This window comes from Sulfolobus sp. B1 (assembly GCF_007050195.1).
Taxonomy (GTDB): domain Archaea; phylum Thermoproteota; class Thermoprotei_A; order Sulfolobales; family Sulfolobaceae; genus Saccharolobus.
In genome coordinates this window covers 1-13,116 of record NZ_QIMI01000041.1, presented here as the reverse complement: position 1 = coordinate 13,116, position 13,116 = coordinate 1, and the positions used below count along the sequence as shown (strand labels likewise).

Annotated in this window: 16 protein-coding genes; 9 read left to right on the top strand and 7 right to left on the bottom strand. The window is 34.1% G+C overall.

The features are described 5' to 3' along the window. A partial coding sequence (locus DMP16_RS04465) for an OsmC family protein (protein ID WP_143576922.1) occupies positions 1-273 on the bottom strand: 273 nt, incomplete at its 3' end. Then, the gene (locus DMP16_RS04460; RefSeq protein WP_069281578.1) at positions 270-716 is read right to left on the bottom strand and encodes a hypothetical protein; all 447 of its coding nucleotides are present in this window, start codon (positions 714-716) and stop codon (positions 270-272) included. The genes DMP16_RS04460 and DMP16_RS04465, both read right to left, overlap by 4 nt. A 71-nt stretch (positions 717-787) precedes the next feature. On the opposite strand from DMP16_RS04460, the gene DMP16_RS11325 reads away from it, so the two are divergent. After that, positions 788-916 (top strand): hypothetical protein, encoded by a 129-nt coding sequence (locus DMP16_RS11325; protein ID WP_255446798.1) that lies wholly within the window; start codon positions 788-790, stop codon positions 914-916. Between the two features lie 2 nt (positions 917-918). Here the strand turns inward: DMP16_RS11325 and DMP16_RS04455 are convergent, their stop codons facing one another. Continuing rightward, entirely contained in the window at positions 919-2,235 is a 1,317-nt protein-coding gene (locus DMP16_RS04455; RefSeq protein ID WP_069284523.1) for a lyase family protein, read from the bottom strand. 87 nt (positions 2,236-2,322) lie between these two features. Here DMP16_RS04455 and DMP16_RS04450 point away from each other — a divergent pair, with 87 nt between their 5' ends. From DMP16_RS04450 to DMP16_RS04440, 3 genes are read left to right on the top strand one after another with little or no spacing between them, the layout of a single operon-like run. Further along, positions 2,323-2,994 carry an ABC transporter ATP-binding protein gene (locus tag DMP16_RS04450; protein WP_069281577.1) on the top strand — a complete coding sequence of 224 codons (672 nt, stop codon included), beginning with the start codon at positions 2,323-2,325 and terminating at the stop codon, positions 2,992-2,994. Next, positions 2,991-5,510, top strand: coding sequence for a hypothetical protein (locus DMP16_RS04445; protein WP_231961207.1), 2,520 nt, complete (start codon positions 2,991-2,993; stop codon positions 5,508-5,510). Before DMP16_RS04450 ends, DMP16_RS04445 begins: the two co-directional genes overlap by 4 nt. Then, positions 5,511-6,707, top strand: coding sequence for an FtsX-like permease family protein (locus DMP16_RS04440; RefSeq protein ID WP_069281575.1), 1,197 nt, complete (start codon positions 5,511-5,513; stop codon positions 6,705-6,707). Positions 6,708-6,738: 31 nt separating this feature from the next. Here the strand turns inward: DMP16_RS04440 and DMP16_RS04435 are convergent, their stop codons facing one another. Beyond that, positions 6,739-7,842: a lipoate protein ligase C-terminal domain-containing protein gene (locus tag DMP16_RS04435; RefSeq protein WP_069281573.1), complete on the bottom strand. Its 1,104-nt coding sequence runs from the start codon at positions 7,840-7,842 to the stop codon at positions 6,739-6,741. 1 nt (position 7,843) lies between these two features. Next, the gene (locus DMP16_RS04430) at positions 7,844-8,290 is read right to left on the bottom strand and encodes a glycine cleavage system protein H (protein ID WP_069281571.1); all 447 of its coding nucleotides are present in this window, start codon (positions 8,288-8,290) and stop codon (positions 7,844-7,846) included. A gap of 154 nt (positions 8,291-8,444) precedes the next feature. Between DMP16_RS04430 and DMP16_RS04425 the strand changes: the two genes are divergently transcribed. Next, positions 8,445-9,476 (top strand): MFS transporter, encoded by a 1,032-nt coding sequence (locus DMP16_RS04425; protein WP_069281569.1) that lies wholly within the window; start codon positions 8,445-8,447, stop codon positions 9,474-9,476. Between the two features lie 8 nt (positions 9,477-9,484). Continuing rightward, the gene (locus DMP16_RS04420; protein ID WP_069284521.1) at positions 9,485-9,763 is read left to right on the top strand and encodes a helix-turn-helix domain-containing protein; all 279 of its coding nucleotides are present in this window, start codon (positions 9,485-9,487) and stop codon (positions 9,761-9,763) included. Here DMP16_RS04420 and DMP16_RS04415 read toward each other — a convergent pair. Further along, positions 9,760-10,653 carry an FAD-binding oxidoreductase gene (locus DMP16_RS04415; RefSeq protein ID WP_231961206.1) on the bottom strand — a complete coding sequence of 298 codons (894 nt, stop codon included), beginning with the start codon at positions 10,651-10,653 and terminating at the stop codon, positions 9,760-9,762. The genes DMP16_RS04420 and DMP16_RS04415 overlap by 4 nt on opposite strands. A 51-nt stretch (positions 10,654-10,704) precedes the next feature. On the opposite strand from DMP16_RS04415, the gene purE reads away from it, so the two are divergent. Genes purE through DMP16_RS04400 form a run of 3 tightly spaced genes read left to right on the top strand, consistent with a single transcriptional unit; the run spans position 10,705 to position 12,591 of the window. Next, entirely contained in the window at positions 10,705-11,181 is a 477-nt protein-coding gene (gene purE / locus DMP16_RS04410) for a 5-(carboxyamino)imidazole ribonucleotide mutase (protein WP_069281565.1), read from the top strand. Continuing rightward, positions 11,153-12,250 carry a 5-(carboxyamino)imidazole ribonucleotide synthase gene (locus DMP16_RS04405; protein ID WP_069281563.1) on the top strand — a complete coding sequence of 366 codons (1,098 nt, stop codon included), beginning with the start codon at positions 11,153-11,155 and terminating at the stop codon, positions 12,248-12,250. Before purE ends, DMP16_RS04405 begins: the two co-directional genes overlap by 29 nt. Beyond that, complete coding sequence (locus DMP16_RS04400) at positions 12,247-12,591, top strand: winged helix-turn-helix domain-containing protein (RefSeq protein ID WP_069281561.1); 345 nt, start codon at positions 12,247-12,249, stop codon at positions 12,589-12,591. The genes DMP16_RS04405 and DMP16_RS04400 overlap by 4 nt, the downstream gene beginning before the upstream one ends. A gap of 4 nt (positions 12,592-12,595) precedes the next feature. On the opposite strand, the gene DMP16_RS04395 is transcribed toward DMP16_RS04400, so the two are convergent. Further along, a partial coding sequence (locus tag DMP16_RS04395; RefSeq protein ID WP_255446797.1) for a type 1 glutamine amidotransferase domain-containing protein occupies positions 12,596-13,116 on the bottom strand: 521 nt, incomplete at its 5' end.

Genomic DNA, 13,116 nt, shown 5'->3' with positions numbered 1-13,116 from the left:
TAAGCCAGGAGGAACATTATTATCTCCTTGGAATCCCCTTGGATCAAGTTTTCCTTCAATGAAACCATCAATAGACTCTATCTCAATTCCTCTTTCTCTACCTATATAATAAATTGTTAGAATTAGGCAAGATAAGGCGGAGGCGAGGCAAAATTCTTCTGGGGTTGGATAATCAGAGCCAATTAAGCCTATAGTGTAATCATTATTTCCTAAAGTAATAGTTACTTTATCTCCATCTAATTTTCCCTCAGCAACGAAAGTTATAATTTTCAATTTATTGCACCTATATCCCTTAGAATTGATGCCTCTATTCCAAACCTTATATATAGCTTAGTCTTCTCTTCCTCATTAAATGTCTTTCCTATTTTTTCCTCTAATTTTTCTATTTGCCTAGTTATCACTGTGCTAATGTTTGTCTCTATACTTGGTTTATTGACCTTGAAAGTTTGATATAGGTCAAATAAAAATTCGTACATTTCTTCATCCATATTAAGTAAAATATTTCCTAAAGCTGGTATCTGTTGATTATTTATTTCAATGAACTTAACTTTGATATAAGGTCTCCACGTTAGCATGTGATTTCTGACGAATTCCCATGAGGGTGGAAAGCCTCTATACTCATCAGCTGATGGTACGTTTACCACTTTATACTCTTGACCATCTAACTCTAAAATAGCCTCAACTTCTAGCTCTAAATTCCCTATCTTTTCCTTCATAATCTAATACATTTGAATTTATAGAGAAAAATTTTTCTTTGCCTTATTAAGATTATTTTATGGTGATATAGATGGAGACTAAAGCAAAAATAGAGGATGATTGTGTAAGGGAATGTTACTCCCCTTCATCACAGTGGAAATTTATCGATATATCAGAATGCCTAGCTAAGTGCAAAAACGTGAGTGTAGCTAAACCCTAAAATTATTTTGAAGTAAATCCAGGTTTTGTCAGTTTCTTTAGGTCAAGTATCTTATCGATATCTTCGTCTTTATAACCTAACTCTCTAAGAGCTTCGCGTATTGAAAGACCTTTATTAAGCTTTTTACCAATTTCTGAAGCCTTATCGTAACCTATGATTGGTGAAATTGCTGTAATAAGTGCAGGAGAAGACTCAGCATATCTTTTCATTTTCTCGGTATTGGCTACCATTCCATCAATTACCAAAGTAGAGAATTTGCTTAGAGCTTCGGATAATAAGCTTATTTGCGTTACAATGTTATAACCAATTAAAGGAATTCCCATGGATAATTCAAATTCACCTAACATTGATACAAACTGATTTGCATGATCTAATCCCACGACTTGAGCTGAAACTAGTAAAGAAGCTTCAACAGTGACCGGATTAGTCTTACCAGGCATTATTGAACTCCCTGCTATTTCTTCTTGTGTTGGTAGATCAATTTCGTTTAAACCTGCAAATGGACCAGAAAACATTAACCTTATATCCTGCCCTAATCTGTAGAGATCCACTGCAATATTTCTCAAGGATCCGCTGAGTAGCAATAAATCTGTAAGTAATCTCATAGCCCTAAATTTGTTAGCTGGTTTGAAACCTAAACTTGTTATCTTATTTATCTCATTTATCACCCTCTCTTGGAACTCTGGATGCGTATTTGCTCCAGTTCCAGTGGCTGTTCCTCCAATTGGCAACTCCTTTACATATTCTAGTATATTGACTAACTGTTCGTATTCGTGTTGGAAAGCATCGGCATAAGCTGAAAGTTCTTGCCCTAACGTAACTGGTAGGGCATCTCTCAAGTGTGTTCTTCCTGCTTTGACAACATCCTTATATTCTTCACTCTTTTTATTTAAAGACGAAATTATTTTTTGCAAAGATGGGATTAATTTTTCCTTAACCTCAGCTACAGCTGCCACTCTCATAGTTGTTGGCATTGTGTCATTAGAGGACTGTCCAAAATTTACATGATCATTAGGATGAACTTTAACTTTAGCGTAAGTTGAAGCTAATTCAGCAATCACTTCATTAACGTTCATATTTAATCCAGTTCCAGATCCAGTCTGGAACACGTCTAAGACAATCTTATCATCTAATTTTCCCTCCATTAACTCTTCTGAAGCCTTAATAATTGCATTAGCAATATCTTTATCCAATAGTCCTAGATCTGAATTAACTTTTGCACAAGCTTTTTTTACTACTCCAACAGCCCATACAATTCTTCTTGGAAACCTAGTTCCAGTATTCATAAAAAGTTTAGGTGCTGTTTCAGTGTATTTCATAATCTTCTTCATTCAGCTTACCTTTTTAAATTTATATAGCAACGAATTTGGAAAACACGTATAAACTTTCATGTAATACAAAAACATATGATAAAGTTAGAGAACGTCACTAAAATTTACATGGGTAATGTTAAAACAGTTGCATTGAGAGATATTAATTTAACTATAAGTGAGGGCGAATTTTTAGCTATATTAGGACCTTCTGGTAGCGGAAAATCAACGTTACTGTCAATAATAGGTACGTTGGATAGACCTACTACTGGTAAGGTGTATATTTATGACAAAGACATAACTACACTGGATGATAATGAGGTATCAAAAATTAGGAATGAATATATAGGATTTGTTTTCCAGAACTTTAATCTCATCTCAAGATTAACCATACTTGAGAACGTTGAGTTGCCATTAATTGCAAGAGGGGTTAGTAAGAGTAAAAGGGAAGAGATAGCAATGGAAGCGTTAAAACTTGTTGGCCTAGATGGTTATTATAAGAAAAGGCCTAATGAGCTATCAGGTGGTCAGCAACAAAGAGTCGCGATAGCTAGAGCTTTGGCTCAAAATCCTAAGGTATTGTTAGCTGATGAACCAACTGGAAATTTAGATAGTGTTAATGCTAAGAATATCATGGAGATCTTCAAAAAGGTAAATGACGAGTTTAACACAACTGTTATTGTGGTAACTCATGATAGAGAAGTAGCTAGTTATACAGAGAGAAAAATTTACATTAGAGATGGTAGAATTATTGGTGAAGAAAATTGAGAAAAATTATGACAGTATTTCTGATCTCTTTCTTGCTAACATCACTTATCATAACTAGTAATATAGTTTATGGTCAGACTCCAGTCGTTTCTTCATGGGGTTGGGGGACTCCTCAAAATCCTATAAAAGCTTACCCAGGCTACAATGATACACCATTTTATGTTCTCATCTCGTTACCCTTAGGCTATCAAGTAGTTTACGCTTATCTCAGTTTATATGGTACTCCAATAACGTCAGAAAGTGGGTCATCGTTAGCCTATGGTTCAGTAACCTCATCTTCCTTATCTACTACCACTCAAATAACATTTTTCTTAAACATTAATCAGAATGCTAAACCTGGTACCTATAATGTTCCGTTAACTGTGGTATATCAAAATGCAATTACTGGAGCTGAGAGCCAAGTTACACAGACTATAACTATTCCTATATACAATGTTACTTTTCCAATACTTCAGCAAGTTTTTTGGGGAACTACTCAGCAAGTAACATTTGCTCAAGTAGGTGAGGGATTGATACCATTGACCTTCGTAGTTTTTAATCCAACTGCAGATCCTATGATTAATGTTACCCTTAACGTTTTCTTACCGAATGGTATTTATTCTCAAACGAATAATCAGCATTTAAGTGTAAAAATTTCAGCTTTGCCACCCGGTCAGCCAGAATTAACTACTGTAATCGTTAATGTCAGTTCTCAAATTAAACCTGGAGTATATAATTTGACTTATGAGATATGTTTCACTGATTTTCTAGGTTATTGGCATAAAGACTATGCAAATCAAACTACTTCCATAGTAGTTTATCCTTTAGCTAAGCTGTCAGTATATTCTAATCCCATTTATGCTATTCCAGGCAACACTGTAACCCTTTTGGTAAAAATTTCGTCTAATGTAACAAGTTTTGTATACTCTGTTAAACCAATTCCTCCTAGTGAAGTCTTACTTCCTATTAGTTCAAATTTTACTCCATCAGTAATACAGCCTGCGAAAAATGTAGTATTTTACTTCAATTTTTACGTGATACAAGACGTATTACCCTCAATTTACCCGATTCCAATAGAACTAAATTATTCTGCATTAGGTAGCTCCTTTAGTTACGTCTACTTGTCTTACATTAAAGTTTATTATAACGAGTCTCCGCAAATAGCCGAGACAGCGTGGAATACTACTGTCACGCCTTTTCCCGGCATTGGGGTTATGCCCTTAACTTTATACGTGTATAATCCCTTACCTTATCCTATAACTGGTGTTAACATAACCTATAACTTCCCTAGTGGAATAATTCCTCTACAGCCCTATGTTTTTTTGCCGGGGATTCCACAATTTCAGATGATACCAATAACCATACCAGTTGAGATAACTCCTAACGCCTCCATAGGTGTGCTAAATTACACTTATAGGATAAGTTATAATGGCGATCAAGTAGTAGATGGATTAAATAATATTTACGTTTTACCACCTTCTCCAGTAATTGTTGAATTAAATAAGACCATAGTAAGCCAAGGTGGTTATGATGTTTTACCATTAAAGGTAATTAATTTAGGAGCTGAATATGTTTACAACTTGAACGTTGTTTTGTTAACTCAAGGTCTGGAGATGATAGCATCTTTTAATAACACTATCCCATTTCTTAAACCAAATTCTTCTATCACTCTGTATTACACAATTTATGCTCCACAAGATCTACCTCCTGCAGTATATCCACTATTAATAAAACTGTATTATGTTTATTTCACATCTAGTATTGTTAGAACTTTTACTATACCCATTTCAGTAGTGTCTTCTCAAAACATTTTGTTGGTTAATTTATTGAAGACTAGTGTATATTATGACACTAATAATACTGATGTGATACAAGTAGTTAATCTTGCAAACTATAGCTTATATAATGTTCAGATTAGCTTGAATTATGCTTCCCAAGAGATTTACTTATCAACTAGTAAAATTTACATTCCTTTCTTACCCCCTCACTATATTTACACTCTTCCCGTATACATTATACCACAAATTCCTGAAACTACTTCAATACCTATTAATATATTAATGAGCTATATTGTAAATAGCACTACTCAAACATATCAAGATGTAATAAACTTGCTAAGCACGGGTTTTGTTAAAATGGAGATAACGCAAGTTTCAGCTCAAGTCGTCAATAATAGTGTAGTTATAAGTGGCGTTCTAATAAATACTGGCTCTCAGAGTGCTCAATTTGTGACAGTTTACTTGAACAATTATACTTCATTGTACATTGGTAGTGTGCCCCCCAATAGTCCTACACCTTTCTCCTTCACCTTATCATTACCTCCGGGGAGGTATACCTTTAATGTATCCGTGACCTATGAAAATCAATTATATCAACCTAATTTAACTTACTACGCCTTTTCCTATATAGCATCGTATCCAATTACTTCCAGTAATAAAAGTTCCTTTAACGTCACAATTAGCGTAGTTTTAGCGGCGGTAATTATGATCCTTATTTCCGTAATAATATACTTAAGCCTTAGGAAGAGGGGAATTTAAATGAAGATTGTAGATTACATTTTTTATGCCCTTAGCTCCTTAAGGGAGAGAAGACTAAGGGCTATTCTAACTATTCTGGGCATAATTGTAGGACCGGCTACAATCATATCCATAAATTCTATGGTTTTAGGTTATTCACATTCTATAATCGGTGAAATATCAAATTTTCTTTCCCCATATGATATTATCGTAACATCTACCGGTAGAGGAATTTCATTATCCGATTACGTTGTTTTACAGTTACAAAATATAATAGGCGTTAAGATGGTTATACCTTTCTATTCTTTTCCTGCACTTATACGAACTTCTACTGGTTTTGAAGGTGCTACAATTTTCTCAGTAAATATTAACCAGTTAAAAATGGCAGCTCCTGCAATTAGTTTAGATACTGGATACCTCCCTACCGTTAACGTTCCTTATGAGGCTGTTATAGGATATCAATTAGGCAGCAATCAAGGTGGTTATACTCCAATAAAACCTAATCAAGTGGTTCAGGTTATAGTATTTAATGGTGGAGAGAATTTTACTAAAAACTTTATCATAACCGGAGTACTTAACGAATATGGTAGTTTTCTAGGGGTAGATATAGATAAGTCTATAGTTGTCCCTCTTTCCTTTGGTAGGACTCTATCTAGCACATATACTGGCGTTATTATTATAGTTAATTCGTTAAGCGAGATTAATTATGTAGTTAATCAGATAAAACAGAAATTTGGAGACGCGTTGGATGTAGTAGTTGCTGAAGAGTTCATACAATTAATTCAAAATACTTTGCAATCCTTGAATAGTCTATTAATATCAGCTGGAGCAACTTCGTTCATAGTCTCTTTCATGGGAGTAAGTACTACTATGTTTACTACAGTGGTTGAGAGGACTAAAGAGATTGGAATATTAAGGGCTTTAGGATTTACTAGGAATGATGTTTTATTTATCTTTTTATGTGAAGCTGGAGTTATGGGATTTATAGGTAGTGTGCTGGGATTAGGTTTAGGCTCTTTAGTGTCTTTTGTTTTAACCGTTGAGCATTTTGGTTTAGGATTTAGCTTTTTAAAGGGTCTTTCAGTAACTCCAGTTTATTCGCTTTCATTCATGTTAGAAGCATTAATTTTCTCTACTTTCTTAAGTATCCTAGCAGCTTTAACTCCAGCATATAGGGCCTCGAGACTAGATCCTAATAAGGCAATAAGATACGAATAGTATAATTTTTTCAGAGTTACATGCTAAAAATTTATATAATCTCTTGGATCTCCGGTTTACTGAAAATTTCCTTTATAGCATTTACTAAATCTTCCTCTGTGAATCCAAAAATCGTAGGTTTCTCTTTTCCAAAGATTTCATGAATTATGCTCTTAACTCTATCTACATTAGCTTCCATTCCCTTTAGACTATCTTCTAAAGTTTCTATGAAGTTCTTAGGATTCATTACGAAGAAGTCGCCAGAAATGGATATCTCATCTATTCTTTTATTTACAATTTTTAACGTTATTCTTAATAATTTTCTAGCTTTGTAATCAATGTGACACAAAGCGACTGCAGAAGAGATCTTCACACATCTCTCAGTATGTAATTCAGGATGTCTATTATCTTTATAATAAATCCATTCTTCATTAGCTTTTTCTTTAGCTAACTTCTCCCAAAGCTCTATCTCTTCAATACTTAAGGTAGTCTCTTCAAACTTTATCCCTAACCTCTTTTCAAATGCCTCTTTTAGCTTTCGATTAATTTCATCTCTAGTAGGAATATACCCTAATTCTTTTTCCATAGATGTTAACCAATCACTCATATCCTTAGCCATTTTGTCCCTAAACTTCTCTGATGGGACTCTAATGCACTTACTAATTAGATCTACATCAAGTTTTAATAATATATTTCCAGTTATTACTACGGCTTTACCGTATGTCATCGCCCCATTTCCGCTTATTTTCTTTCCGTTCACAACAATATCTTGCTCTCTTAAGTTAGCATTAAGCCCATATGACCTCAATACATCAACTACCGGAGTTAAGAATTTCTCATATAGTTGCATTGGGTTTTTAGGAGCATCCTCTTCTCTTATAACAATGAAGTAATCGTGCTCCCCTGGAGTAATTACAACTGTACCTCCACCTAGATCGCGTCGCACAACGGGTATTTTCATCTTTCTGGTGAAATCTAAATCTACTTCCAGCCAGACTTCTTGATGTAATCCTACGTTAACGAAAGGCTCTTTAGCGTAAAAAAGTAAAAGTGTATTTTTGCTAACACCCTTAGATACGTAATCAGCTACTGCGACAAACGAAGTAATCATATGATAGCCGTCTTGAGGAGGTAAAGTAATATACCTCCATTGCATCTTATAGCCTCTTACAAGTTAATTTCTCAGAAGCAATCAAATCTTTTAATTTTTGTATTGCTTGAGGTCCAGTTTGTAATTGTTTGATTTCTTCTGGATTACTCATCTTCATTTTTACTAGCCAACCTTTATTATATGGATCTTGATTTATAACTATTGGGTTCTTTTCAGCCTCGGCGTTAACATCTATTACTTCTCCAGTAACTGGAGCTGGCACTGGTCCAGCCCACTTACCACTCTCCATAGTAGCTACTGGTCTACCTCTTTCTACCTTAGTTCCTTTTTTCTTTATTCTTACCTTTACAATCTTTCCTGCCATAGTTTGTGCTAAGTCAGTTATTCCTACTACAACTACATCTGAACCTTCTAATCTTGCCCACACAGTATTTTTACCTTCTATGTAATAATATAGATTTTCTGGTATTTCACAATTCGACTCTACTACCATGTTGATCTTATTTATATTACTCTAGTTGACTAAAAAAGTTTGCTTTCTAAAGCACATATGATAAAAATGAATTATAAGTTCTTAATTGTCTTTACTGATTTTCTCGATATAAAGAACAAAGTTTTATAGGTTTTATTTTTCTTCCAAAAACTCGATGAGTAATAATGAGAGGAAACTTATATCGAGTTGGCTTATTTGGAGTTGCTCATATTACCTTTACTATCCATTTCTTTCAATATACTTCTCTCAGTTCGTCAGTGAATCAAAGATAAGTTTACTATATTTAAGTTTTCAAGCAATTTCTTTGCCTTATCCAATTATAGGAGCATGGCTCTATAAGTATAATAGAAAATTACCAGTCATTATAGGTATGATTATAGGAGGATTAGGACTAATTCTTTTACCTTTTTCAAAAAATTTGTATGAAATGGTAATATTTATGGCATTAAATTATCTCTTCTACTTGTCGCTACCATCATTTTATTCATTTATGTCAGAGGAGGGACAAGGTGTAATAACCAAAATATGGTCAATCTCTATAATTCCCTCTTTAATAATGCCTTCAATAGCTGGTCTTATAGCTCAGTATCTAGGTCTTAGATTACTCTTTATAATTTCTGGAATAATTTTTTCCTTAGCGTCAATACCTGTTTTAAAAATAGGCTCTAATAAGGTGTTAATAGGCGAATCATCGATAAAAATGAGTATATCTCTATTATTTATATTATTATTAATACTGCCAATTGCGATATCCACTCCTTACATTTACCTAGCTGTTTACCTTAGATTTAACTTGTCCAAAATTGAGTTAGGTGTGATTGTGACTATTGCAGAGATCCTAGGTATGATATTTAGCTATATTTCATCAAGATATATAAAGGATGGTAAATATCTTCTTTCTTCGTCCCTCATCCTCTTTTCATTAATATCTCTCTATGACTTCTCTCCATTTTTTGCAATATTTTTTGGTATGTGGGAGGTTATAGTTCCGTTGAGCTTAGAACTTTATACTCCTAGAAGAAATGTAGTTAGTGATTATGCAATAACAATAATTATTCAAAGTATTGGATGGCTTATGGGATATGCTATAGATTATCTGTTCGGCAATGTGAGGATTTTATTAGTAACAAGTAGTATCGTAGCTTTTTTATCGGCGTTCATAGTTTTAATTAGTTTAAGGAAGTGAATGAGAAGATGAATATAAAAGAATTAGCAATATTGACAGTCCTCTCAGAAGGAGAATTAAGCGTGAAGGAAATAGAGGATTATGTTAATATACCAAGAAGGGATCTAGTAAAAAGTATAAGAAGATTGGAGAAAAGAGGATATATACAAACTAAAGCATATATTGGAGACGACGTAATAGTTGAGATAACAGAGTATGGCATGGAGGTTCTTTATAAAAATTTTGTTTATCTAAAAAATTTGGTGATTGAAATGGAGAATGTTTTGTGTACTAAATTTGATTGTTAGTTAAATATATTATAGAAGTCAAATATCCTCTTAAATTTATAATATAAAGGATGAGGCTGATTTTTTGGGTAGTATTTATACTCCTTTAACAACGATTCATCAGTAACATAAACTTTAATCAAATTAACACCATATATTCCATAGAGATAATAAGGTGAAACATTATTGATTATTGAAATTATGTCATTAACGAAATCACTTATTTCTACTACGTAACTATTCTTATCTGACTCCTCAGATATAATTGGAATTCCCTCGTCTTTGATGTATCCTCTCAAATCGTGTTCAGCTATGTAAGAAGAGTGAAGCCTAAACACTTTCTCACTACCGTCATACTCAACAAGTAGCGCCAAAGGCTTTAGTGATATTAACTTTTTGATTCTCTCTTTAAATTCTTCCTTATCCTTAATCTCTTTCTCGTATAAGAATACTTTTTCTGGCTTTTTATATAGTTTCATTTCAGCTCTAGTAATTACCCCAAGAATCCCTTGAGAGCCTATCACTAACCTCCACCTAATTTTTCCCAAAGGCGTTATGAAGTCCACTGACTCAGAGAAATCCCACGGGGTACCGTAGGCAGTGGAGAGTGTCGAAAATTCATTCAAAGCCAATAAACCTCCGATTGTTCCATCGTAAATTGTCGGTAAAATTAGATCCTTACTTAACGCCTCTTCCCTTATCTTTTCTACGCTCGCTCCAGCCTCAGCCAAAAGTTTATTTCCTTTTATCTCAAAATTATTTAAATTTAAGGTGCTAATTACTAAATCACAATTTAATTCTCTCCTTAAGTGTCTTCCTAGACCTCTTATTCCTACTTTTTTGTTCTCCATCTTTGCTTGAATTAGTGCCTTGTAAATTTCCTCTTCACTATATGGCCTTAACTCTAACATATCTATTATCTTAATCAGAAAATTATTTAACCCTAATACCCAATTCTCCTTATGCCTAAAGTAGCCGTAATTATGGGTAGCAAAAATGATTGGGAGTATATGAGGGATGCGATAGATGTGTTAAAACAATTTAACGTGGATTATGAAGTGAGAGTTGTGTCAGCCCATAGAACACCAGAATTTATGATGGATTACGCTAAGCAGGCTTCAAGTAGGGGAATAGAGGTAATAATTGCAGGAGCTGGAGGTGCTGCACATTTACCCGGAATGGTCGCGTCTTTAACTCAGTTACCGGTGATCGGAGTTCCTATTCCGTCCAGAAATCTGAATGGCTTAGACTCCCTTCTATCCATAGTTCAAATGCCTTATGGTACTCCAGTAGCTACTGTAGCTATAGGTTCCTCAAAGAACGCTGCTCTTTTAGCTATAAGAATTTTATCAATAAAATATAAGGAATTGGAAGAAAAGATGAAAAGGTTTATGGAGGAGATGAAAAATGATGTCCTCAATACTAGATTGGAAGCCTAAAATTGGCATATTAGGAGGTGGACAATTAGGCTGGATGATGATATTAGAGGGAAGAAAATTTCCGTTTACATTTTACGTCTTAGACGATGATAAAAGTGCACCAGCATGTAAGATTGCTGATAAGTGTTTCACCTCAAATGAATACAAGGAATTTGTAGAGAATTCTGACATTGTAACTTTTGAATTTGAGCACGTGAATGAAAAGGCTTTAGAGTATGCAGAAGAAAAAGGTAAATTATTTCCCGCTATAAGGAGCGTAGAACTAAAGAGAGAAAGATATAAAGAGAAATTATTTTATAGGGATCACGGATTACCAACTCCTAAGTTCTTCGTAGCGGAGGATGGACAAGAGGCGTTGAAAATACTGAGAGAGAATTTTAATAATATTGGTGTGATAAAGGAGTCCCAAGGAGGATATGATGGTAAAGGTCAATATTTTATTAAAGGAGATGTCGAAAAATATGAGTTTCTTAAACAGAAGAAAGTGAAGATGGTAGTTGAGGAATACGTTAATTTTGACTTTGAGGCTTCTGTAATTATTACGAGGGATAGAAAGGGTAGAGTAGCATATTATCCACCAACTTATAATTATAATGAAAAGGGGATTTTAGTATATAATTATGGGCCATATAACAATAAGGAGATAATAGATTTGGCTATACGTTTAGTTAATGAGCTGGATTACGTTGGGACATTAGGGCTGGAGGTATTTGTGGCTAATGGGAAGGTACTAATTAATGAATTTGCCCCTAGGGTTCACAATACTGGACATTACACCCTTGATGGTGCTCTCATTTCTCAGTTTGAACAACATTTAAGAGCTATTTTAGGTATGAGTTTAGGTCCTACCGATGTTTTGTGCCCTAGCGGTATGATAAATATCTTGGGAACTGATAAGATACCTCCTGAAGTTTTAAATTATGGTAAAGTCTACTGGTATTCTAAGTCAGAGGTTAGAAAGAGGAGAAAGGTAGGTCATATAAATATTGTTGGGAATAACCTTGAAGAAGTGAAGCAAAAAATTGATAAAATTATGCAACTAATTTATCCTAATGGGTTAGATTTATGAGATTCAGATTTAAAATTTGGATAGAGACTGAAGAGGGCAAACCACTAATTGGAAAAGGAGGAGTTAAACTATTAAGAGCAGTCGAGAGTACTGGCTCTCTCTCTAACGCATCTAAAAGTGTTGGTGTATCGTATAAATTTGCTTGGGAATATGTGAAGAGGATAAACGAAATTATGAATAACTCAATAGAGATGAGAAAAGGCGGAAAAAATGCCGGAGGATCTAAAGTTAGTGATAAACTAGATAAAATACTAAATCTTTATGAAGAAGCTGAAAAAGAAATTTCAGAGACTTTAGAAAAATATAACAAAAAAATTAATGAAATTCTACAGCAGGATTAAGAATCTATTTCAAACTTTTTAACGCCTTAATTAACGTTGACGTGAAATAAGGTAAATCGCTTGGGTTTCTTGATGAGATTAAATTATCGTCTACGACTACTTTATCATCTATATAAATTCCTCCAGCAGCTATTACATCGTCCTTTATTGATACAACAGACGTTAATTTTCTTCCCTTTACTAAGTTAGCTGATATTAATATTTGAGGACCATGACAAATAGCCGCTACTGGCTTCTTCAGCTCGAAGAAGGCTCTGGTTATATTTTTAACTTCTTCTATTGTTCTTATCCTCTCAGGTCCTCTTCCACCTGGCAGAACTAACGCCACATAATCTTCTGGTCTGACTTCCTTGAACGAGATATCTGATACTAAAGTGTATCCGTGCTTTCCAGTAACTTTTGCATTAGTTTCCTTCCACGCTATAACTGGTTGAAAACCTTCCTCAATTACTCTATAAAACGGATACAATACCTCTATATCTTCAAACTCTTCTCCAACTAAAAATAATACCTTTTTCTGATTTG

Coding starts and splice junctions, on each gene's coding strand:
- DMP16_RS04430 (WP_069281571.1), bottom strand. CDS start 8,290: ATGGTAGTAGAGTCGAATTGTGAAATACCAGAAAATCTATATTATTAC.
- DMP16_RS04460 (WP_069281578.1), bottom strand. CDS start 716: ATGAAGGAAAAGATAGGGAATTTAGAGCTAGAAGTTGAGGCTATTTTA.
- DMP16_RS04435 (WP_069281573.1), bottom strand. CDS start 7,842: ATGCAATGGAGGTATATTACTTTACCTCCTCAAGACGGCTATCATATG.
- DMP16_RS04425 (WP_069281569.1), top strand. CDS start 8,445: ATGAGTAATAATGAGAGGAAACTTATATCGAGTTGGCTTATTTGGAGT.
- DMP16_RS04405 (WP_069281563.1), top strand. CDS start 11,153: ATGTCCTCAATACTAGATTGGAAGCCTAAAATTGGCATATTAGGAGGT.
- DMP16_RS04440 (WP_069281575.1), top strand. CDS start 5,511: ATGAAGATTGTAGATTACATTTTTTATGCCCTTAGCTCCTTAAGGGAG.
- DMP16_RS04420 (WP_069284521.1), top strand. CDS start 9,485: ATGAATATAAAAGAATTAGCAATATTGACAGTCCTCTCAGAAGGAGAA.
- purE (WP_069281565.1), top strand. CDS start 10,705: ATGCCTAAAGTAGCCGTAATTATGGGTAGCAAAAATGATTGGGAGTAT.
- DMP16_RS04415 (WP_231961206.1), bottom strand. CDS start 10,653: ATGTTAGAGTTAAGGCCATATAGTGAAGAGGAAATTTACAAGGCACTA.
- DMP16_RS11325 (WP_255446798.1), top strand. CDS start 788: ATGGAGACTAAAGCAAAAATAGAGGATGATTGTGTAAGGGAATGTTAC.
- DMP16_RS04450 (WP_069281577.1), top strand. CDS start 2,323: ATGATAAAGTTAGAGAACGTCACTAAAATTTACATGGGTAATGTTAAA.
- DMP16_RS04455 (WP_069284523.1), bottom strand. CDS start 2,235: ATGAAATACACTGAAACAGCACCTAAACTTTTTATGAATACTGGAACT.
- DMP16_RS04400 (WP_069281561.1), top strand. CDS start 12,247: ATGAGATTCAGATTTAAAATTTGGATAGAGACTGAAGAGGGCAAACCA.